Origin of the sequence: Rhizobium sp. IY2 (assembly GCF_047532935.1) — a bacterium.
In the GTDB taxonomy this organism is placed as follows: domain Bacteria; phylum Pseudomonadota; class Alphaproteobacteria; order Rhizobiales; family Rhizobiaceae; genus Rhizobium; species Rhizobium anhuiense.
Genome location: NZ_JBLKNU010000001.1, coordinates 213,315 through 232,808, shown reverse-complemented (window position 1 = coordinate 232,808; position 19,494 = coordinate 213,315). Strand labels below are relative to the sequence as shown.

Genomic DNA, 19,494 nt, shown 5'->3' with positions numbered 1-19,494 from the left:
AAGAAATGCTGCCGCCCTAACCAGGCGGCAGCCTGTTTGCGATTGCAGGGGGCAGTGCCCGCAGCACCAGCCGTCGCAGTGGCATCCAGCCTGTTCCGATAATGAGAACGATCGCGCCCACGACGATCAGCGTCGTGAAGATGTAGGTGTCGACAGTCGCGCTTCCGTGCCGGAAGACGCTGAAGATCGCAACACCGAGTGATAGCAGCCCCGAGGTGACGAAAGCGCGGCGATCGATGATCAGACCGATCAGCATCAGCGCCGCCACGGTCGCGACGACCACGGGGGTCCGGGCCGACATGTTCGCCAGGTCGAAGATACGGCCGCCTTCTCCTAGAGACAGCAGAGAAACGGTGCTGTAGAGCAGCGCCGGCGCCGCACCTAGATGCAGCCAGAAAGCAATATCCGAGCGCGTCGTCCGGCGCAGCCGGTCGCCGAGATCGAAACAGAGCGCCATCGCGAAGAGGCCGAGCGCGCAGACGAGGGACACCGCAGCCAGCAGGGCAAGATGGTCGACGAAAAATGCGGGATTGCCGCTTAGCCATTGCGCTAAACGTAAAAGCAGGGTGAGCACCAGGGCAAGTATCGACATGATGGCGAGCGCCAGCGTCAAGGGCACGCGATAGCGGGCATAGTAGATGCCGAGAAGGATCGGGAAGCCGGCAATGAACTGCGTGAGGTCCGCCCCTATCTCGAAGGTCCACGGCGTAAAGACACGGGACATCAGCAAAAATGTCCAGCAGAACAGCGCGATCGTCAAGCCGACGGCCGGCAGGGCGAGCCGCTGACGCCGCACGAGAATTTCCGAAAGCACGAGGATAGCGGGCGGCACCGCGTAAAGCGGCGCAAGCCCCCAGAGGCCGCCGAGCGCCACGACGACGCCGATGGTGATCAGCACGTCGTGGAAGCCGCGCACGAAACGCGGCGTCTCCGTATCCGACCAGGCCTGTCCTTCAGCCGCCATTGCCGGCTGCGCCTCGGCGACGGCCACACCGTGCGCGATCAGAAACGGCAGAAGCCGCTCTCCGGCCTCCGGCGAAATCAGTCCCTGGCGCACCGCTTCATCGAGTATCGACCTCAGTTCCGTCATGCCGGTTTATCTCCCCGGAATCATTGAGCCCGCGCGGATGCTATTGTAAGCATTGTGCGCTGCATATGGCGGGAGGAGCGAATGTCGGCAGAAAAGCTTTCCTTCGAGGATTTCCAGCCCGGCCGCCGCTTCGCGCTCGGTCCGAAGCTGGTAATCGCCGAGGAAATCATTGAGTTCGCAAGCGAATTCGACCCGCAGCCGATGCATCTCGATGAGGCGGCCGGCCGCGCCAGCATTCTCGGGGGGCTCGCCGCGTCCGGATGGCACACCTCTTCGATGTTCATGCGCATGATGGCCGACAGCTATGTGCTGCATTCGCTCTGCGAGGGTGCACCGGGCGTCGATCTGATGGAATGGCGCAAGCCGGTGCTTGCCGGCGACACGCTGTCTGGCCATTCGATCGTCCTCGAAGCCCGGCCGATGCGCTCGCGCCTCGGCATGGGCATCGTCAAGTTTCGTCATGAGGTCGGAAACCAGAGCGGCGAACTCGTCTGCGTCTCGGAGAATTCGGTGATGATCCGTATGCGTCCCACCTCGGAGCTGTCAGCATGAGAATGTCGGAACTTTACGCCGTCGGCGAGAAGGTCGAGATCGGCAGCTACGCATTTACCGAAGAAACCATCATCCGATTCGCGACGCGCTACGATCCGCAGCGTTTCCACATCGACAAGGAAGCCGCCAAAGACACGCTCTTCGGCGGCCTCTGCGCTTCGGGCTGGCACACCACGGCCGCCTGGATGCGGACCTTCCTCGCCTTTTGGGAAAGGCAGAGCGCTGCACTCGCGCAAAAGGGCCTGACGTCGCCGAACCTCGGCCCCTCGCCCGGCTTCCAGAAGTTGCAATGGCTGCGGCCGGTCTTCGCAGGCGACGTCGTCACCTATTCCGTCGCCTTCCTCGCCAGCCGGCCGCTCGCGTCGCGGCCGGGCTGGCACCTCAACACCATCCTCTGCGAGGGCGTCAATCAAAACGGCGATGCCGTCATCCGCTTCGAAAGCAGTGTGCTCGAATTCGACTAACGCTGCCGCATAGTAGCCACGGACTCAGTGACCGGAGAATTCGACCAGCGTGTGCACGACGACGCCGAGCTCTTCCAGCTTCTTGCGGCCGCCGAGATCCGGCAGATCGATGACGAAGCAGGCGCCGACCACTTCGGCGCCGATTTGGCGCAGCAGCTTCGTGGCACCCACCGCCGTGCCGCCGGTAGCGATAAGGTCGTCGACCAGGATCACCTTCTCGCCGGGCTGCACCGCATCGCGATGCATCTCCATCTCGTCGACGCCATATTCCAGGCTGTAGGCGATGCGCACGGTCTCGTGCGGCAGCTTGCCCTTCTTGCGGATCGGCACAAAGCCCGAGGAAAGCTGGTGCGCCACCGCGCCGCCGAGGATGAAGCCGCGCGCCTCCATGCCGGCGATCTTGTCGATCTTCATGCCCGCATAGGGCTGCACGAGTTCGTCGACTGCTCGGCGGAAAGCGCGGGGGTTGCCGAGCAGCGTGGTAATGTCACGGAAGATGATGCCCGGCTTGGGATAGTCGGGAATGGAGCGGATGCTGGCTGCGAGCTCCGAAGTCGTATTGTCCATGGAAAATCCATATCTGCGAGCGCATGAAACTGGCCGCACCCTATCAATTGACAGGAATGGAACCAACAAAAAAGGCGGCCTGCAAGCCGCCTTTCGAATTCCGGTAGGGAACGCTCAGTGTTCCTTGTTGGCGTAAACCGAGCGCTTCGTCAGGTAGATCAGCACCGTGAAGATCGCCAGGAAGATCATGACCATGAAGCCGGTGCGCTTGCGCTCTTCGAGATGCGGCTCGGCGGCCCACATCAGGAAGGCGGAAACGTCCCTGGAATACTGCTCGACGGTCGCCGGCGCGCCGTCGTCATAGGTCACCTGGCCGTCGGAGAGCGGCTTCGGCATGGCGAGGACGGCGGCGGCATGGAAATAAGGGTTATAATGTCCACCCTGAGGCACCTGGAAACCGGCCGGCGGCTCTTCATAGCCGGTCAGCAGCGAGTGGATGTAGTCCGGTCCGCTTTCCTGATATTGGGTGAAGATATCGAAGACGAATTGCGGGAAACCGCGCTCGACCTCGCGGGCCTTTGCGATCAACGAAAAGTCGGGCGGAGCCGCGCCATTGTTGGAAGCAGCCGCCGCTTCCGCATTGGGGAAAGGCGACGGGAAGTGATCGGAAGGGACCGCCTTGCGGGTAAACATCTCGCCGGCGGCGTTCGGGCCATCCTGGACCTCGTAATTCGCGGCGAAAGCCTTCACCTGCGCCTCGGAATAACCGAGCTCGTCGAGCATGCGGAAAGGCACAAGGTTCATCGAATGGCAGGCGGAACAGACTTCGGTATAAACTTTGAGGCCGCGCTGAAGCTGAGCCTTGTCGTAATGACCGAACGGTCCGGCAAAGCTCCATTCTTCCTCTTTCGGCTCCTTCAGCGGATAGTGCGGCGTCGCGCCTTCCTCGTGATGGGCAGGTGCTGCTCCATTCGCGGGCGCCGCTTCCTCGGCGAAAGCTGCGCTGCCGAGAACGACAGCGACGGCGAGCGGCAGAATGCTTGCAACAAGCGTTTTCATATTTCTATTCCCTTCCGTCGCGCGCTTACGCATTGGCCGCTGCACTGGCGGCAGCTGTCTTGTTGCGCTTTTCGAGCACCGCTTCGGTGATCGAGTTCGGGATACGGCGCGGCGTTTCCACCAGGCCTAGAACTGGCATCGCGACCAGGAAGAAAGCGAAGTAGAGGAGTGTGCAGATCTGCGAGATCGTGGTGAACAGCCCTTCCGCCGGCTGCGAACCGAGCCAGCCGAGGATGATCGCATTGATCACGAACAGCCAGTAGAACAGCTTGTACCAGGGGCGGTAGACGGCCGAACGGACCTTCGAGGTATCGAGCCACGGCAGGAAGAACAGCACGATGATCGCGCCGAACATCACCAGCACGCCGCCGAGCTTGGAGTCGATCGGGCCGATGTTGAAGGTGATCGAGCGCAGCATCGCGTAGAAGGGCAGGAAGTACCATTCCGGAACGATGTGGGCCGGCGTCTTCAACGGGTCAGCCGGGATGTAGTTGTCGGCATGGCCGAGGAAGTTCGGCAGGTAGAAGACGAAATAGGCATAGACCAGCAGGAAGACCGAAACGCCGAGCGCATCCTTCATCGTCGCATAGGGCGTGAAGCGAACCGTGTCGGTCTTCGTCTTGACCTCGACGCCCGTCGGGTTGGTCTGGCCGACGACATGCAGCGCCCAGATGTGCAGGACGACGACGCCGGCGATCATGAAGGGCAGCAGGTAGTGCAGCGAGAAGAAGCGGTTCAGCGTCGGCTGGTCGACGGCAAAGCCGCCGAGCAGGAACTGCTGGATCCATTCGCCGACCAGCGGGAAAGCCGAGAAGAAGCCGGTAATGACCGTCGCACCCCAAAAGGACATCTGGCCCCAGGGCAGGACGTAGCCCATGAAACCGGTCGCCATCATCAGGAGGTAGATGACCACGCCAAGGATCCAGAGGATTTCGCGCGGCGCCTTGTAGGAGCCGTAGTAAAGACCGCGGGCGATGTGCAGGTAGACGGCGACGAAGAAGAAGGATGCACCGTTGGCATGCATGTAGCGCAGCAGCCAGCCGTGGTTGACGTCGCGCATGATCTTTTCAACGGAGTTGAAGGCGATCGTCGTGTCGGCGGCGTAGTGCATGGCGAGCGTGACACCCGTCAGGATCTGCACCACCAGCATGACGGCGAGCATGGCGCCGAAGGTGTAGGCATAGTTCAGGTTACGCGGAACCGGATAGGCGATGAAGCTGTCATAGACCATGCGCGGCAGCGGAAGGCGCGCATCGACCCATTTCTCGAGGCCGGTTGATGGCTCGTAGCTGGAATGGCCACTCATTAATCAGTCTCCCCTCAACCGATCTTGATTTTGGTATCGGACAAAAATGAAAAGGTCGGAATCGCCAGGTTCTGCGGCGCAGGACCCTTACGAATACGGCCGGCCGTGTCGTAGACCGAGCCATGGCAGGGACAGAACCAACCATTGTATTCGCCGGCCTGGCCGAGCGGCACGCAGCCGAGATGTGTGCAGGTGCCGATCATGACGATCCAGTTTTCCTTGCCCTTGCCGCCCGAACGGTCAACACCCGTTGCCTGAGCGTCGACAGGAAGGTTTGCATTGCGCGCGACCGGATCCTTGAGGTCCGACAGCAGAACATCGGCTGCGGCCGTCACTTCTTCCGCGGTACGGTTACGGATGAAGATCGGCTTGCCGCGCCATTTGACCGTCAGCGACATGCCCGGCTCGAGGCTGGCAACGTCGACTTCGATGGAGGCGAGAGCGAGCGTCGAAGCATCAGGACGCATCTGATCGATGAACGGCCAAGCGACCGAAACGGCGCCGACGGCGCCTGCCATACCAGTGGTGAGATAAAGGAAATCACGGCGAGTGGGTTCGCCCATGCCCTCGCTTGTCGTTTCGTGTTCGCTCACGGCTAACATCCTCTGCGCAATTTTCGCGGAATTCCGCCCTACCCCCTCTACCGGCGAATCTCTCTGGACACAATTCGGCCATAGATTCCCCGGCAATCCGGCGCGTTCTATGCTTGATCGCAAATTATGTCCAGCCTTGACAAGGGGATGAGGGCACAATGTCGCGGGAAATTTCGGATGAATTTTTTAAGGCAAACACGCGCTCGCCATTATGTTGCATTGCAACAAAAAAGCCGGCGTGATAGGCGCAGTCACAACCACGCCAGCGAGCCGGACCGGAGCGGATGAGAGACACGATTTTTTGCGTATTCAGCGTCCTCACCACCCTCGTCCTCGCCATCGTCTCTCTGCGCTATGTCAAAGATTTCTACCTGCTTTCCTTCTTTTACAGCTTCCAGCTCCATCTGGCGGCGGCCGCGGCGGCCGCCTCGATCGCGGCCCTTCTCGTCAAGCGGCACTGGTATGGGTTTCTGACGCTCGGCGTATCGCTGGTTCTTGCCGTCCACGGCGCCGTGATGATGCGCGAATTCGTCGAGCCCGCGGTCGATCAAAGCCGCCCGGTCCTCTTCAAGCTGATGTCCTTCAATATCGAGAACGATAATTTCGCGAACGGGGCAGCGATCGCCGACATGGCCATTGCCTCAGGCGCCGACGTCGTCAACATCCTGGAGGCCGAACCGCTGCTGTCGGAATTGCCGCGGCTGTTGAAGACCTACCCTTATTACATCGGCTGCGGTGTCGGCATGGAGCAATGCGATACGCTGGTCCTGTCGAAGCGCCCGCTTATCGAACCTCGTATCCGCAGCCTCGGGCTCCTATGGCGCAACCGGCTGACGATCTCGACGATCGATTTCGACGGCCAGAAGGTCAATTTCCTCGCCGCGCACCTGACCAAACCCTATTACGACGAATTCCACGGCCTTGAGATCGCAGACCTCGCGGAGATTATCCCTTCCCTGCCGGGACCGCTCGTTCTTGCCGGTGATTTCAATACGTCGATTCTGGCGCCCGACGTGCAGTATCTCATGCGCAGCCAGGGCCTGGGCACGGCATCGCTGGAGCCGGCGACATGGCCAATCCGCGCCGGTGCTTTCGGCATTCCGATCGATCATATCTTCAGCAGGGCGCCCCTGCGGCTGAAATCGGTCCGCCGCATCGAGGACAGTTTCGGATCAAACCATTTTGGCCTCATGGCGGAATTCGTCGTCGACCCTTGAGCCCACATCCTCGTCCGTCGCGAGGAAGCCGCCGGACTGGCGTGCCCAAAGTTCGGCATAGAGCCCACCGCGGCGAAGCAGTTCGTCATGGCTGCCCTCCTCGATGATCCGGCCGAGATCGACGACGATCAGCCGGTCGAGTGCGGCGATCGTCGACAGCCGATGGGCGATCGCAAGCACCGTCTTGCCTTCCATGATCCGGTGGAGATTGGACTGGATCGCTTCCTCCACCTCCGAATCGAGCGCCGACGTCGCCTCGTCGAGAACAAGGATCGGGGCATCCTTCAGCATGACGCGGGCAATGGCGATGCGCTGGCGCTGCCCGCCAGACAGTTTGACACCGCGCTCTCCGACATGCGCATCGAAACCTCTGCGGCCCTGCTGATCCTGCAGGCGGGCGATGAAGTCGATGGCTTCGGCGCGCTTGGCCGCCTCGACCAGCCCCTCCTCGCCGGCATCCGGCCGTCCGAACAGGATATTGTCACGCACCGAACGGTGCAGCAGCGAAGTGTCCTGGCTGACGACGCCGATCTGCATCCTGAGCGATTCCTGCGTCACGGCTGCAATATCCTGGCCGTCGATGAGAATGCGGCCGTCCTGGATGTCGTAGAGTCTTAGAAGCAGGTTCATCAGGGTCGACTTCCCCGCGCCCGAACGGCCGACGATTCCGACCTTTTCGCCCGGTCGGATGGTCAGAGAGAAATTCTCGACGACCGGCTGATGACCCTTGCCGTAGCGGAAGGAAACATTGTCGAAGCGGATGCCGGGATGGCGGATCACCAGGTTTTTGGCATCGGCCCGGTCGACGAGCCCCAGCGGCTGCGAGATCAGTTCGGCGGCGTTCTGGATGGTGCCGAGATTGCGCATGATGCCGTTGAACTGCGTCATCAGCCGTCCGAGCAGGAAATTCAGCCGGAGCACCAGCGCCAACGAGAATGCCACAGCACCGGAACTGACCAGGCCGCGCAGCCACAAGTCGACGCTCAGCCCCGCCATCGTCACGATCATCAGGCCGGAGAGCAGCGCCATGGAGGCCCTGACACCAGTGATGAACCGCGTGAAACGCAGCACCGTATCCTGATAGATATCGAAGCCCTGCCGCATATAGCGGTCGCTCTCCTCATCGCGCGCAAACAGCTTCAACGTCTGCATGTTGCTGTAGGAATCGACCATCCGGCCATTCAGCATCGATCCGGCTTCCGCCGTTTCGCGGGAATGATGGCGAATTCGCGGAACGAAGTGGCGGGCAAGCAGGCTGAAGGCGCCAAGCCAGAACAGCACGACGGCGGCAAGGGAGAAGTCCAGCCGGGCGACGAGCACGAGCGTCGTTACGGCATAGATGCCGACGAACCAGACGCTTTCCATCAGCGAGGTGACGAGATCGCCGGTTGCCTGCCCGGCCGACCAGACCTTGGTGACGATACGTCCGGAGAAATCGCTCTGAAAGAACGATAAAGACTGGCGGGAGACATGGAGATAGGACTGCCAGCGTGCTAGATTATAGAAACCAGGCGTGATCACCTGCTGATCGACGAGCGCGATCAGGAAGGCGACGACGAAGCGCACGACCCCGATGAGGGCGAGCATGCCGAACAGTTCGCCGCCATGGGCTGCGAGAAGTCCGCTCCAGCCGGCGCCGGGCTTGATACTGCCGAGGATATCGACCAGCCGGCCGACGAACCAGAAGAGCGCCGCCTCGATTGCCGCCGATGTCCCGCCGAGAACGAGCATGGCGATGAACGGCATCCTCGCCTGGCCGATATAGAACCAGACGAAGCCGAGCGTCGAGCGCGGCGGCTGGAGATTGGCGCGTGGACGGAACGGATCGATCCAGGTTTCGAACAGGCGGAGGATGGGGCGCAGGAACATAGAAGCGATATAGGCGGATTGAGGGGAGCGGCAAAGAGAATGAAAAGCGGACGCAATCTTATATTTTTGTAATAAACGATAACATCGGCGGCATCGCCATTGACTGCCCCCGAACCCGTCACAATCTGACGTTACGATCGCGTGTCACCGGAGAGAAGGTCCATGGAAACGAAAATGCTCGATGCGCATATTCCGCTTCCGCTTGCAGAGAGGCTGGATGCCCTGGCCATCGACCTGGCGCAGCCGCGCGACGAAATCGTCACCGAGGCCATCACCGCCTGGATCGACCAGGAGGAGCGCCGCCGCATCACGGCGCTGCGCACGATCGCCGCCGCCAACACCATCGTCCTGATCGAACATCACCGCGCGATCGACTGGGCCGACAGCCTTTGAACGGATAGCAAACGCGCCGGCAAATTCGAAGCGACCCTGAGAATTCAAGAGGCCCTCCCCGCTTTCGCAGGGAGGGCCTCTTTCATCTTATTCCGCAGCCTCTTCCGCTTCCTCGGCGTGATCGGAGAGGAAGCCGCCGGACTGGCGGTTCCAGAGGTCGGCATAGATACCGCCGCCCTCGATCAGTTCGCTGTGCGAGCCGGCCTCGATGATCCGGCCCTTGTCGAGCACGATCAGCCGGTCCATCTCCGTCAGCGTCGAAAGCCGGTGGGCGATCGCGATCACCGTCTTGCCCTCCATCAGGGCAAAGAGGTTCTCCTGGATTGCCGCTTCGACTTCCGAATCGAGCGCCGAAGTTGCCTCGTCAAGCACCAGGATCGGCGCGTCCTTCAGGAAAACGCGGGCGATCGCGATGCGCTGCCGCTGACCGCCAGACAGCTTGACGCCGCGTTCGCCGACCTGCGCGTCGAGCCCCTCGCGGCCCTGCATGTCGACGAGGCCTTCGATGAACTCCCAGGCATTCGCACGTTTGGCGGCCTCGATTATCTCGACGTCCGAGGCATCGGGACGGCCATAGGCGATGTTGTCGCGGATCGAGCGATGCAGCAGCGACGTATCCTGCGTCACCACGCCGATCAGCGAGCGCAGGCTTTCCTGCGAGACGCCGGCGATGTCCTGCCCGTCGATGGTGATGCGGCCGGCCTCCAGGTCGTAGAAGCGCAGCAGCAGGTTCATCAGCGTCGTCTTACCGGCGCCGGAGCGGCCGACCAGGCCGACCTTCTCGCCCGCCTTGATGTCGAGCGACAGATTGTCGATGACACCCTTGCTCTTGCCGTAGTGGAAGCGGATGCGGTCGTAGTGGATCGCGCCCTTCTTCGCCGTCAAGGTGGGCGCACCCGGCTTGTCGACGATGTCGTGTTGCTTGCTCATCATCTCCATGCCGTCATAGACCGTGCCGATATTCTCGAACAGCGCCGAGACTTCCCACATGATCCATTGCGACATGCCGTTGACGCGCATGGCAAGACCAATGGCGATGGCGATGGCGCCGACGGAGATCGCTCCGTTCAGCCAGAACCAGATCGACAGGCCCGAAATGACGAAGAGCGCAACGCAGTTGTTCAGATAGACGCTGATGTGGAAGAGCGTCACCTTGCGCATCTGCTTGTGCACGGTCTGCAGGAACTCATCCATGCCCTCCTTGGCATAGACCTCCTCGCGGCCCGCATGCGAAAACAGCTTGACGGTGGCGATATTCGTATAGCTGTCGACCACGCGCCCCGTCATCATCGAGCGCGCATCCGCCTGGGCGGCCGCGATCTTGCGAAGCCGTGGCACGAAATAGGCGACGATGCTGATATAGACGGCGAGCCAGACGAGGATCGGGATCATCAGCCGCCAGTCGGCCGCTGCGATGACGATGATCATCGTCAGGAAGTACGTCACGACATAGACGAAGACGTCGAGGATCTTCATCACCGTCTCGCGCACGGCGAGCGACGTCTGCATCACCTTGGTGGCGACACGCCCGGCAAACTCGTTGGCGAAGAACGACATGCTGTGGCGCAGCAGGAAGCGGTGCATCTGCCAGCGTGCGATCATCGGATAATTGCCGAGCATCATCTGATGCATGATGAGAGAATCGAGCCCCGCCGTCAGCGGCAGACCGACCAGCACAAGCGCCGCCATCCAGAAAAGCTTGTGACCCTCCGTCTGCAGGAAGGTGGCGCGGTCGGCATTGGTCAGCCAGTCGACGATGTCGCCCAGGAACTGGAACAGCGCCACTTCGCCGACGGCGATCAGCGCTGTCAGCAGCGCCATCAGGCCGAGCCAGGGGGCTGCCGGCTTGCTGTAATGCCAGCAGAAGGCAAAGAGACCCTTCGGCGGGGCGACAGGCTCCTCGCTCGGAAAGGGATTGAGTCGCTGTTCGAACCAGCCAAACATGAAATTGCTCCGAAACGTCAGCGTTTCGGCTCCCGGCTTCGCGCCATCCCAGCGCCATGCAAGCACATATGGGAACCGAACGTTCAAGGGGCGAGGCCGAAACAGCCGCACAATGGATCAAAAGGGGGGATTTCAGAAAGAAATGCGCACTAGCGGCGGCGTGTCGCCTTAATCGGCATCACGGCGGGAAGGCGCATATCGAGCAAAATATTCATTGTGACCCTCCCTGCTGGCGATTGAAGATAGGCATGGATAACGCGAAAATCGCGAAAATTCCAGCCCTCTATTGCCGTAAATTGAACGTTTCCTGGTCAAAACGCGCCCTGTTGCGCCGAAATCACAGTTGCATTAGGCCTTTGACGGCGAAAGCGGAAAGACGGCGCATCATGACTTTACTCAGACTGGCACTCTATCAGCCGGATATTCCTGGCAATACCGGCACGATCCTGCGCCTTGCCGCCTGCCTTGGCTTCGCGGTCGATTTGATCGAGCCCGCCGGCTTCGATGTGTCCGACCGCAACCTGAAACGGGCCGGCATGGATTATATCGCCGCCGCGGCCCTCACCCGCCATGTCAATTGGGACCGCTTCGAAGCGTGGCGCCTGACCACCGGCGGCCGCCTGATCCTCGCCTCGACCAAGGCGGCGGAGCGCTACACTGATTTTGCCTTCCGCCCGGACGATATCCTGCTCTTCGGCCGCGAAAGCGCCGGCGTGCCGGATCAGGTCCATGAAGCAGCCGATGCACGCATCCTGATCCCAATGGTCGACGGCCAGCGCTCGATCAACGTCGCTGTTTCGGCCGCCATGATCGTCGGTGAGGCAATGCGCCAAACCGTCTGGACCTGACGAACGCGGCGCCGGCGGAGCAAAGCCTGCGGAATTGCCGATCCGCTCCAGAATATGTCGCAAAATAGCGTTGTCTATCTGTGAAACCAGCGTATATTTATTAGCCGGGCAATCAAAAATTCAATATTGGCCTCCATGATTTCAATAAGTTGGAATAGCTATGCGAGGAAAGCAGCACTTCTCCAGATCTGTGAAAGAAGAATAAAAACAACAAAATGGACTCTACAATCATCATGATCAACCTGTTCGGCGCCGTGGCTCTGCTGCTGTTCGGCCTCGCGCAGGTAAAGGATGGCGTATCCAGAGCCTTCGGAGCCCGCCTCAGAACGGGTCTGGCGACCGGTACGCGCGGCAGTCTTCGTTCTTTCCTGTCGGGTCTCGTTGCAACGGTCGCGCTGCAGAGTTCGACGGCAACGGCGCTGATGACCGCCTCCTTCGTCGAACGTGACCTGATCAAGCCGCGCATGGCGCAGATCGTTCTGCTCGGCGCCAATGTCGGTACCGCGATCACAGCCTGGATCGTCGCCACCGGCATCGAATGGCTTTCCCCGCTTCTGATCCTCGCCGGCATCGTGCTTTACCGCGGCCGCTCCAGCACCAGCCAGGGCGGCGGCACGGCGCTGATCGGCATCGGGCTGATGCTGCTGTCGCTGCACCTTCTCGGCCTTGCGACGGAGCCCATGCGCGCCTCTCCCGCCCTTGCGGCCTTCATCGGCCTGCTGGACGGTGCCCTGCCCGTGGCAATGATCGTCTCGGCGGCACTCGCCTTTGCGTCCTCGTCGAGCCTTGCGGTGGTGGTGCTCATCCTGTCGCTTGCCTCGGCCGGCGTGGTCTCTGCCGAACTCGTCATCGTGCTCGTGCTCGGCGCCAATCTCGGCGGTGCGATACCGCCTGTCGTCGCGACATTATCCGGCCCGGCTTCGGCGCGGCGCGTCACTCTCGGCAATCTCGCCATCCGCACGCTCGGCTGTCTCATCGCCCTGCCGCTGGCGGGCTACGGTGCGGAACTCATCCAGATGCTGCCCTTTGGCCCGGCCAAGCTGCCGGTCGATGCGCATCTTGCCTTCAACCTTCTGCTGGCAGCAGTTGCCTGGCCATTCTCCAGGCCGCTCGCCGCCCTGATGGCCAGGCTGGTGCCGGATCAGGCCGAGCCTGACAGTGCCCCGAAATATCTGGATGCGCAGGAGCTTTCGACGCCGGTCGTGGCCCTCGCCAGCGCCACCCGCGAAGTGCTCGGCGTCGGCGACCTGATCGAGCGCATGCTGATCCGGGTCTCCGAAGCCTTCGAGCGCAACGACGCATCCAAGCTTGCCGAGATCCCCGCCCTCGAAGAGCGCGTCGACCGACTGCAGCAGGCAGTGAAGGTCTATCTCTCCAGACTTGGCCGCGAGGGTCTCAGCGATGAGAACGCCCGCCGCTCGATCGTCGTCATCGACTATGCGATCAACCTCGAACATATGGGCGACATCATCGAGAAGGGCCTGTTGGAGCAGGTGACGAAGAAGATCTCGCTTGGCCTGAAATTCTCCGAGGACGGTCATCAGGAACTGCGCAAGTTGTTCGATCTGACGATCGACAATCTGCGCGTCGCCCAGACGATCTTCGTCACCCGCGATTTCAATCTCGCGCGTCAGATGATGGAGGTGAAGGTCGAGGTGCGCCGGATGGAAAAACAATCTGCCGAGCGCCACCTCGAACGTCTGCGCGATGGCCGCGCCGACAGCCTGCAGACGAGTTCGCTGCATCTCGACATGCTGCGCGACCTGAAGCGCATCAACGCCCACATCGTCTCCGTCGCGCATCCAATCATGGATGAAAGCGGCCTCTTGATCGAAAGCCGCGTACGCACCACTGCGAAGTGACGATCAGTCGGCCGAAGGCAGGCGGCGCATCGTGAATTCGATCTGGTCGCCGTCGAGCTGGCGCCAGCTTTCCACCTCGGTCCAGTAGGCGGCTTTCGGATATTCGTCGAACCATTCGCGCGCCTTGGCCCGCGCGTCCATGAGGCCGAGGCAATATGTCTCACGCACGAAATGGTCCTTCTTGCGCGGAGGATTTTCCGCCCGATGTCTCGCTATCCTGCGCTTCAGCCCATCGAAGGATGGAGGTCCTGGAACTTTTTTCATCTAACCTACCTCTTGGGAAAAGGTAGTATCGAAATACTTGATTTGCGAGTCGAATCTTGGAAGCGCCCAGCCGTGCTTGGCCACGCTTGGCGAGATGCTGCGCCAACTGCTAATCATGGCGCGCAATCAAGAATGAGCGAGTCGCTTCCACAGCGGATGTGACCGCCGGAGGCGCAAATGGAAAGACCGGAACTGCCGATCGGCTTGCCTGACGATATCGAAGAGAAGAAGGCTGCCGCCCGCAATTGGTTCGAGGGATTGCGCGATACGATCTGCGCCTCCTTCGAAGCCATCGAAGACGAATTGGAAGGGCCGCTCTCCGACCAGGAACCCGGCCGCTTCGTCGCCAAGGACTGGTCACGCGAAAACGGCGCCGGCGGCGGTGGCAGGATGTCGATGATGGAAGGCCGCGTCTTCGAAAAGGTCGGCGTCCACACCTCCACCGTTCACGGCGAATTCTCCCCGGATTTCCGGACGCAGATACCAGGTGCCAAGGATGATCCGCGTTTCTGGGCCTCGGGCATCTCGCTGATCGCCCACCCCGTGAACCCCAACGTTCCCGCCGTGCATATGAACACCCGCATGGTGGTCACATCAAGCCGCTGGTTCGGCGGCGGCGCCGACCTGACGCCGGTGCTGTCGCGCCGCCGGACCCAGGAGGACGAGGACAGCCAGCTCTTCCACAAGGCGATGGAGATCGCCTGCCGCAATCACGCCGTCGCCGATTACGATGCCTACAAGGCCTGGTGCGACGAATATTTCTTCCTGAAGCACCGCAATGAGGCCCGCGGCATCGGCGGCATCTTCTACGACTGGCTGCATTCGAGCGAGGAAGCCGGCGGCTGGAACGCCGATTTCGCCTTCACGCGCGATGTCGGCCGGGCCTTCGCCATGGTCTATCCGAAGATCGTTCGCTCCAACTTCAACAAGTTGTGGACAGAGGCCGATCGCGACGAACAATTGATCCGCCGGGGCCGCTACGTCGAATTCAATCTGCTGTATGATCGCGGCACGATCTTCGGCTTGAAGACCGGCGGCAATGTGGAATCCATTCTCTCCTCGCTGCCCCCCGTCGTCCGTTGGCCGTGAGACTGTGATATCTCATCGATAAATTCGAGTTGATAGACCTTCACGAAAATTCAGCGCGTCCTAACTTTATATGTATGTGCGTAACAATCGGAGGAGGATTGTCATGACGATACAAAGTGGCTCGCCTACGTCCACGGATGTCCAGGAAACATCCCGCACGATCGACACATCCGAGTTTTTGACGCGCATCGCGGAGAAACTGCGGGCCAAGAGCGGCTCGGATTTGCCGCTGTCCTGCTTCATCGAGCAGGTCAAGCTGCAACTGGCCGGTGGGAAATCACCGGAACAGCTGCAGAACGAAGCCGCGGCCGCCAACAGCAACATGCCCGGCCAGCTTTCGGATACCTACAAAGCCTGGGCGATGCCCGACTGAAAGACCTTCTCCGGTCGTCATCTTATGCCGGCCGGAACCTTCTCCTCCTCCGCACATTCATCAATCGCGTGAAAGCGCGATGGCCGTTGCGTTTCAGACAGAGGAGAAAACCATGCGACTTTTCGAATGCGGCACGCTCGTTCCCGGCTGCGCTTGGCACACCCGGGCGGATAATGACGCAGAAGTGGTTCGCCGCGCCGTCGAGCACCTGAAGACGGCCCACGGCGAAACGACCATACGCGAAAACATGGTTGATAACATCAAGGCCCGCATCCGCGACGAAGCGACCGCCGCCTGATAGCTGGGCGAGTATCGATATCAACGACCAAAGTCGCCGCATCCGACGGATGCGACGCCGGATTGCCTATTGCACGCGTTCCTGCAGCCGGACGAGCAGTTCCGCCCGGTCGGAGGCGAAATTTTCCTCCACCCACTGGTTTTCCAGGCCGGCAAGCAATTCGCCGACGCGCGGGCCGGACGCCACTCCCGCCGAAATCACGTCGCCGCCGTTCAGCGGAAACTGCGGCTTCGTCCAATGCATTGCCTTGTCCAGCAGCTTGCTGAGCCGCGCCGACCGCGCCATTTCGTCGAAATCGCCTTCAGCCTTGCCGCGTGCCACCGCAAGCGCCAGCTTCAGCCGCGTCGTGATGCCGTCGGCGCCGTTGCGGTAAAGCAGCCTTTCGAAGGCGGCCGGCGACATCTCGTCATTGACGGGCGCTGCCATTGCCCAGGCCTTGAGAGTGGCCGCTTCCGCATTCGAGAGCTTGAGCCGGGCCGCAAGCGCCTCCACGCGCCCCGCGTCAGGCGGCACGATCGCCGCAAGGCGCAGCAACGGATCGGGCGTCCAGCCGAGCGCCTTTTCGGTGGTGATCAGCGATGGGATCGCATCGATGCCCCATCGTTCCGATTCCGGCAGGATTTCCGTCAACACGGCCACCTGCCGCATCCAGAGCAGCGCCCGGCCAGGATCGGCAGCACCGAGCAGCTTCCGCAATTCCGACCAGACGCGTTCTGCCGAAAGCATCTTCAGTTTTGAACGCGCTGCCGAACAGGCCTTCAGCCCCTCGGCGTCCGGCCGTCCTGACCCGTAATAGGCAAAGAAGCGGAAAAAACGCAGGATGCGCAGATGATCTTCGGCAATACGCCTTGCGGCATCGCCGATGAAGCGGATGTTGCGCGTCTTAATGTCGGCAAGTCCGCCGACGAGATCCACCACCTCGCCGTCGGCATCGGCGTAAAGCGCGTTGATCGTCAGATCCCGCCGTTCGGCATCTGCCTTCCAGTCGGTGCTGAAAGCAACCTTGGCATGGCGTCCGTCGGTCTCGATGTCGGTGCGGAGCGTCGTCACCTCGAAGGGTTTGCCGTCGATCACGAGCGTCACTGTGCCGTGCTGCAGGCCGGTTGGTACCGCCTTGATGCCCGCCGCCGCTGCCCGCTCGATCACCGCCTCCGGTCTGAGCGTCGTGGCGATGTCGACATCGCTGACCGGCAGGTCCATCAGGCTGTTGCGCACCGCGCCGCCGACCACCCGTCCTTCCCCGCTATCGGCGTTGAGAAGTGCGAAGATCCGGCCGAGTGCCGGGTCGCGGAACCATGCTTGGTCGGCAAGGCCGGTCATGCATAAAGCCTTTCGTAAAGCGTGCGGACGATGCCGGCGGTGATGCCCCAGATCATTCTGGTTTCATAGGGCACGCGGTAGAAATGTCGGTCGATCCCGTCGATGACACGCCTGTCGCGGGTGTGATTGGCAGGATCCATCAGGAAGGAAAGCGGCACCTCGAACACGTCGTCCACCTCGGTCGGGTTCAGCGTCAGCGCGAAGCCCGGCGTGACGACGCCGAGCACAGGCGTGATGCGGAAGCCCGTCGAGGCAAGATAATTCGGCAAGCGACCGACGGTTTCGACGAAGGAACCGGCCAGGCCGATCTCCTCTTCCGTCTCGCGGATCGCCGCCATTTCGGGCGAGACATCTGCAGGATCGATCGAACCGCCGGGAAAGGCGATCTGCCCGGAATGTTTGCGCAGCGTCGCTGTGCGCTTGGTGAAGATCACCTGCGCCTCCTCGCCGTCGTCGACGACGGGCACCAGCACGGCGGCGTCGCGCAGCTTGAAGGTTTCGACTTCGGCGACGATATCGGGGTTGAGGATATGGTCCCCGTGATCGCGCCAGGCATGATCGACCGGCCCGCCATTCTGGTTGAGCGCACGGCGACGGAATTCGGCTGCTGAGAACAGCGGATAACGTTGGGTAATTGCATCATTCATCGGGAAAGCGCATCCAGTTCGTCGGCCGGCATGACCGGGAAGACCTCGCCCGCGGAGCGGATCGCAAACATCGCGCGCCCTCCCACGTCGAAAGTCTCGCCGAGCGCGACCAGTTCATACATCACCGCACGCGACACCAGCGCCTCCAGCCGCCCGCGCACATGCAGATAGGGTTTCAGTTCGGCGTTGCCGTCCGCAATGGCAAAACGCAGCCGATGGTCTCCTCCCGCCTCCACGACATCGCCGACATTGGTACGGAAGGTCAGCACCTGCTGACCCTCTCGGTCCGTCACGCTCATCTCCACGGCGGTGAAAGGCGCGTCGACGACCCTTATCCCGACCTTTTCCACAGGAGTTACGAGATAGGTCTTCTTATCATCGTCCTTCCTCAAAACCGTCGAAAACAGCCGCACCAGCGCCGGCCGACCGATCGGCGTGCCCATGTAGAACCAGGTGCCGTCGGCCTTGATCTCCATGTCGATATCGCCGCAAAAAGGCGGATTCCACCGCTCGACCGGCGGTAAGCCGCGTTTTTCTCCGCCACTTTCGTCAGATGCACGCGAAATCAGTGCGGCAAGTCCCGCCGCACCCGCCTGTCCGCTGATTTCCTCGGCTGCCATTCTTCCGTCCCGGTTTGTCCTTAACGAAGTGAAGTCACGAGATAGTCATTCGCAACGAACTTGTCAGCCCGTCTCATCTCCATAACTCTATCGGGTATGAGGCACATGTATAAGTCCGCCGATTCGCTGCCGAATGATTTCAGCCGTTGGAGATGCCCGTGGGTATGATGAAGACCGAATCCAGCCTCGATGAAAAGGCGATCGTCGCCGCCGCCGAAAAGGCGCTCTCCGATATCGCCGCCATCCGCGCGGAAGTCTCGAAGGTGATCTTCGGTCAGGAAAGCGTCGTCGAAAACACCATCCTCGCCGTGCTCTCCGGTGGCCATGCCCTGCTTGTCGGCGTTCCCGGTCTTGCCAAAACCAGGCTGGTGACGACGCTCGGCGAGGTGCTCGGCCTTGCCGCCAACCGCATCCAGTTCACGCCGGACCTGATGCCCTCGGATATTCTCGGCTCCGAGGTGATGGACCAGGACGACAGTGGACGCCGCTCCTTCCGTTTCGTCAAGGGCCCGGTCTTCGCCCAGCTCCTGATGGCCGACGAGATCAACCGCGCCTCGCCACGTACCCAGTCGGCTCTTCTGCAATCCATGCAGGAATATCACATCACGATCGCCGGCCAGCGCTATGACCTGCCGGCGCCCTTCCATGTGCTCGCCACCCAGAACCCGCTCGAGCAGGAAGGCACCTATCCCCTGCCCGAAGCCCAGCTCGACCGCTTCCTGCTGCAGGTCGACGTCAACTATCCCGAACTCGCCGCCGAGCGCCAGATCCTGCTCGAAACGACGGGTTTGGGCGAAACCCGGCCGGAAGCCATCATCGATGCGCAGCGGCTGATCGAGATCCAGACCCTGGTGCGCCAGATGCCGGTGAGCGACACGGTCGTCGACGCCATCCTGGCGCTGGTGCGTTCGGCCCGTCCCGGACAGGGCAATGCCTCGACCGACAAGAACGTCGCCTGGGGTCCAGGCCCGCGTGCCGGCCAGGCAATGATGCTCTGCGCGCGTGCCCGCGCCCTTTACGAAGGCCGTCTCGCACCGTCTCTGGACGATATTTTCGCGCTCGCCGAACCCATTCTCCAGCACCGCATGGCGCTGACTTTCGCCGCCCGCGCCGAAGGCATGTCGGTGCGCGACGTCATCGCCGGACTGGTCAAGCAGGCAAAGGGATAAGGAAGCCGGA

General features: G+C 61.5%; 21 protein-coding genes. 10 read left to right on the top strand and 11 right to left on the bottom strand.

Translation table 11 applies throughout. From position 1 onward, the window contains the following. Positions 1-16: 16 nt before the first annotated feature. Positions 17-1,090 (bottom strand): hypothetical protein, encoded by a 1,074-nt coding sequence (locus ACMUVN_RS01065; RefSeq protein WP_414814797.1) that lies wholly within the window; start codon positions 1,088-1,090, stop codon positions 17-19. An 81-nt stretch (positions 1,091-1,171) separates the two neighbouring features. On the opposite strand from ACMUVN_RS01065, the gene ACMUVN_RS01060 reads away from it, so the two are divergent. After that, entirely contained in the window at positions 1,172-1,642 is a 471-nt protein-coding gene (locus tag ACMUVN_RS01060; protein ID WP_414814796.1) for a MaoC family dehydratase, read from the top strand. Next, positions 1,639-2,106 (top strand): MaoC family dehydratase, encoded by a 468-nt coding sequence (locus tag ACMUVN_RS01055; protein ID WP_414814795.1) that lies wholly within the window; start codon positions 1,639-1,641, stop codon positions 2,104-2,106. Before ACMUVN_RS01060 ends, ACMUVN_RS01055 begins: the two co-directional genes overlap by 4 nt. A 24-nt stretch (positions 2,107-2,130) precedes the next feature. Here ACMUVN_RS01055 and ACMUVN_RS01050 read toward each other — a convergent pair whose 3' ends face one another. The 4 genes from ACMUVN_RS01050 to petA form a co-directional block, all read right to left on the bottom strand. Beyond that, positions 2,131-2,673 (bottom strand): adenine phosphoribosyltransferase, encoded by a 543-nt coding sequence (locus ACMUVN_RS01050; RefSeq protein WP_018243044.1) that lies wholly within the window; start codon positions 2,671-2,673, stop codon positions 2,131-2,133. Positions 2,674-2,787: 114 nt separating this feature from the next. Next, positions 2,788-3,672 (bottom strand): cytochrome c1, encoded by an 885-nt coding sequence (locus ACMUVN_RS01045; RefSeq protein ID WP_047611264.1) that lies wholly within the window; start codon positions 3,670-3,672, stop codon positions 2,788-2,790. A 25-nt stretch (positions 3,673-3,697) separates the two neighbouring features. Beyond that, positions 3,698-4,978 (bottom strand): cytochrome b, encoded by a 1,281-nt coding sequence (locus ACMUVN_RS01040; RefSeq protein ID WP_047611266.1) that lies wholly within the window; start codon positions 4,976-4,978, stop codon positions 3,698-3,700. A 14-nt stretch (positions 4,979-4,992) separates the two neighbouring features. Further along, positions 4,993-5,571 carry a ubiquinol-cytochrome c reductase iron-sulfur subunit gene (gene petA / locus ACMUVN_RS01035; RefSeq protein ID WP_414814794.1) on the bottom strand — a complete coding sequence of 193 codons (579 nt, stop codon included), beginning with the start codon at positions 5,569-5,571 and terminating at the stop codon, positions 4,993-4,995. A gap of 284 nt (positions 5,572-5,855) precedes the next feature. Here petA and ACMUVN_RS01030 point away from each other — a divergent pair, with 284 nt between their 5' ends. Next, positions 5,856-6,788: an endonuclease/exonuclease/phosphatase family protein gene (locus ACMUVN_RS01030; RefSeq protein ID WP_063474523.1), complete on the top strand. Its 933-nt coding sequence runs from the start codon at positions 5,856-5,858 to the stop codon at positions 6,786-6,788. On the opposite strand, the gene ACMUVN_RS01025 is transcribed toward ACMUVN_RS01030, so the two are convergent. Next, positions 6,744-8,657 (bottom strand): ABC transporter ATP-binding protein, encoded by a 1,914-nt coding sequence (locus tag ACMUVN_RS01025; protein ID WP_097542077.1) that lies wholly within the window; start codon positions 8,655-8,657, stop codon positions 6,744-6,746. The two genes, ACMUVN_RS01030 and ACMUVN_RS01025, sit on opposite strands and share 45 nt — an antisense overlap. Positions 8,658-8,819: 162 nt before the next feature. Here ACMUVN_RS01025 and ACMUVN_RS01020 point away from each other — a divergent pair, with 162 nt between their 5' ends. Beyond that, positions 8,820-9,050, top strand: coding sequence for a CopG family ribbon-helix-helix protein (locus ACMUVN_RS01020; RefSeq protein ID WP_028757016.1), 231 nt, complete (start codon positions 8,820-8,822; stop codon positions 9,048-9,050). A gap of 87 nt (positions 9,051-9,137) precedes the next feature. Here the strand turns inward: ACMUVN_RS01020 and ACMUVN_RS01015 are convergent, their stop codons facing one another. Beyond that, positions 9,138-10,994 carry an ABC transporter ATP-binding protein gene (locus tag ACMUVN_RS01015; RefSeq protein WP_028757015.1) on the bottom strand — a complete coding sequence of 619 codons (1,857 nt, stop codon included), beginning with the start codon at positions 10,992-10,994 and terminating at the stop codon, positions 9,138-9,140. A gap of 386 nt (positions 10,995-11,380) precedes the next feature. On the opposite strand from ACMUVN_RS01015, the gene ACMUVN_RS01010 reads away from it, so the two are divergent. Together ACMUVN_RS01010 and ACMUVN_RS01005 are read left to right on the top strand one after the other, a co-directional pair. Continuing rightward, complete coding sequence (locus ACMUVN_RS01010) at positions 11,381-11,842, top strand: tRNA (cytidine(34)-2'-O)-methyltransferase (protein ID WP_028757014.1); 462 nt, start codon at positions 11,381-11,383, stop codon at positions 11,840-11,842. Between the two features lie 215 nt (positions 11,843-12,057). Further along, positions 12,058-13,704 carry a Na/Pi cotransporter family protein gene (locus ACMUVN_RS01005; protein WP_028757013.1) on the top strand — a complete coding sequence of 549 codons (1,647 nt, stop codon included), beginning with the start codon at positions 12,058-12,060 and terminating at the stop codon, positions 13,702-13,704. A gap of 3 nt (positions 13,705-13,707) precedes the next feature. Here ACMUVN_RS01005 and ACMUVN_RS01000 read toward each other — a convergent pair whose 3' ends face one another. Continuing rightward, a complete protein-coding gene (locus ACMUVN_RS01000; RefSeq protein WP_017965345.1) occupies positions 13,708-13,968 on the bottom strand; it encodes a hypothetical protein in 261 nt (86 codons plus the stop codon). A gap of 177 nt (positions 13,969-14,145) precedes the next feature. Here ACMUVN_RS01000 and hemF point away from each other — a divergent pair, with 177 nt between their 5' ends. The 3 genes from hemF (at position 14,146) to ACMUVN_RS00985 (ending at position 15,728) form a co-directional block, all read left to right on the top strand. Then, positions 14,146-15,057: an oxygen-dependent coproporphyrinogen oxidase gene (hemF, locus tag ACMUVN_RS00995; protein WP_028757012.1), complete on the top strand. Its 912-nt coding sequence runs from the start codon at positions 14,146-14,148 to the stop codon at positions 15,055-15,057. 103 nt (positions 15,058-15,160) lie between these two features. Further along, positions 15,161-15,430, top strand: a complete 270-nt coding sequence (locus tag ACMUVN_RS00990) for a hypothetical protein (protein WP_028757011.1) — start codon at positions 15,161-15,163, stop codon at positions 15,428-15,430. A gap of 112 nt (positions 15,431-15,542) precedes the next feature. After that, positions 15,543-15,728, top strand: coding sequence for a DUF1059 domain-containing protein (locus ACMUVN_RS00985; protein ID WP_010029983.1), 186 nt, complete (start codon positions 15,543-15,545; stop codon positions 15,726-15,728). Between the two features lie 66 nt (positions 15,729-15,794). Here the strand turns inward: ACMUVN_RS00985 and ACMUVN_RS00980 are convergent, their stop codons facing one another. From ACMUVN_RS00980 to ACMUVN_RS00970, 3 genes are read right to left on the bottom strand one after another with little or no spacing between them, the layout of a single operon-like run. Further along, positions 15,795-17,048 (bottom strand): CCA tRNA nucleotidyltransferase, encoded by a 1,254-nt coding sequence (locus tag ACMUVN_RS00980; RefSeq protein ID WP_168332765.1) that lies wholly within the window; start codon positions 17,046-17,048, stop codon positions 15,795-15,797. Continuing rightward, positions 17,045-17,695 (bottom strand): CoA pyrophosphatase, encoded by a 651-nt coding sequence (locus ACMUVN_RS00975; RefSeq protein WP_028757009.1) that lies wholly within the window; start codon positions 17,693-17,695, stop codon positions 17,045-17,047. The genes ACMUVN_RS00980 and ACMUVN_RS00975 overlap by 4 nt, the downstream gene beginning before the upstream one ends. Beyond that, on the bottom strand, positions 17,692-18,315 hold the full coding sequence (locus ACMUVN_RS00970; RefSeq protein WP_414814793.1) for a DUF1285 domain-containing protein: 624 nt from the start codon (positions 18,313-18,315) through the stop codon (positions 17,692-17,694). The genes ACMUVN_RS00975 and ACMUVN_RS00970 overlap by 4 nt, the downstream gene beginning before the upstream one ends. Positions 18,316-18,473: 158 nt before the next feature. Here ACMUVN_RS00970 and ACMUVN_RS00965 point away from each other — a divergent pair, with 158 nt between their 5' ends. Continuing rightward, a complete protein-coding gene (locus ACMUVN_RS00965) occupies positions 18,474-19,484 on the top strand; it encodes an AAA family ATPase (protein WP_028757018.1) in 1,011 nt (336 codons plus the stop codon). The last annotated feature ends 10 nt before the right edge of the window (positions 19,485-19,494 follow it).

What these genes read in the sequence shown, in the direction of transcription:
- ACMUVN_RS01065 (WP_414814797.1), bottom strand. Translation starts at nt 1,090, where the DNA reads ATGACGGAACTGAGGTCGATACTCGATGAAGCGGTGCGCCAGGGACTG.
- ACMUVN_RS01060 (WP_414814796.1), top strand. Translation starts at nt 1,172, where the DNA reads ATGTCGGCAGAAAAGCTTTCCTTCGAGGATTTCCAGCCCGGCCGCCGC.
- ACMUVN_RS01055 (WP_414814795.1), top strand. Translation starts at nt 1,639, where the DNA reads ATGAGAATGTCGGAACTTTACGCCGTCGGCGAGAAGGTCGAGATCGGC.
- ACMUVN_RS01050 (WP_018243044.1), bottom strand. Translation starts at nt 2,673, where the DNA reads ATGGACAATACGACTTCGGAGCTCGCAGCCAGCATCCGCTCCATTCCC.
- ACMUVN_RS01045 (WP_047611264.1), bottom strand. Translation starts at nt 3,672, where the DNA reads ATGAAAACGCTTGTTGCAAGCATTCTGCCGCTCGCCGTCGCTGTCGTT.
- ACMUVN_RS01040 (WP_047611266.1), bottom strand. Translation starts at nt 4,978, where the DNA reads ATGAGTGGCCATTCCAGCTACGAGCCATCAACCGGCCTCGAGAAATGG.
- ACMUVN_RS01030 (WP_063474523.1), top strand. Translation starts at nt 5,856, where the DNA reads ATGAGAGACACGATTTTTTGCGTATTCAGCGTCCTCACCACCCTCGTC.
- ACMUVN_RS01025 (WP_097542077.1), bottom strand. Translation starts at nt 8,657, where the DNA reads ATGTTCCTGCGCCCCATCCTCCGCCTGTTCGAAACCTGGATCGATCCG.
- ACMUVN_RS01020 (WP_028757016.1), top strand. Translation starts at nt 8,820, where the DNA reads ATGGAAACGAAAATGCTCGATGCGCATATTCCGCTTCCGCTTGCAGAG.
- ACMUVN_RS01015 (WP_028757015.1), bottom strand. Translation starts at nt 10,994, where the DNA reads ATGTTTGGCTGGTTCGAACAGCGACTCAATCCCTTTCCGAGCGAGGAG.
- ACMUVN_RS01010 (WP_028757014.1), top strand. Translation starts at nt 11,381, where the DNA reads ATGACTTTACTCAGACTGGCACTCTATCAGCCGGATATTCCTGGCAAT.
- ACMUVN_RS01005 (WP_028757013.1), top strand. Translation starts at nt 12,058, where the DNA reads ATGGACTCTACAATCATCATGATCAACCTGTTCGGCGCCGTGGCTCTG.
- ACMUVN_RS01000 (WP_017965345.1), bottom strand. Translation starts at nt 13,968, where the DNA reads ATGAAAAAAGTTCCAGGACCTCCATCCTTCGATGGGCTGAAGCGCAGG.
- hemF (WP_028757012.1), top strand. Translation starts at nt 14,146, where the DNA reads ATGGAAAGACCGGAACTGCCGATCGGCTTGCCTGACGATATCGAAGAG.
- ACMUVN_RS00990 (WP_028757011.1), top strand. Translation starts at nt 15,161, where the DNA reads ATGACGATACAAAGTGGCTCGCCTACGTCCACGGATGTCCAGGAAACA.
- ACMUVN_RS00985 (WP_010029983.1), top strand. Translation starts at nt 15,543, where the DNA reads ATGCGACTTTTCGAATGCGGCACGCTCGTTCCCGGCTGCGCTTGGCAC.
- ACMUVN_RS00980 (WP_168332765.1), bottom strand. Translation starts at nt 17,048, where the DNA reads ATGACCGGCCTTGCCGACCAAGCATGGTTCCGCGACCCGGCACTCGGC.
- ACMUVN_RS00975 (WP_028757009.1), bottom strand. Translation starts at nt 17,695, where the DNA reads ATGAATGATGCAATTACCCAACGTTATCCGCTGTTCTCAGCAGCCGAA.
- ACMUVN_RS00970 (WP_414814793.1), bottom strand. Translation starts at nt 18,315, where the DNA reads ATGGCAGCCGAGGAAATCAGCGGACAGGCGGGTGCGGCGGGACTTGCC.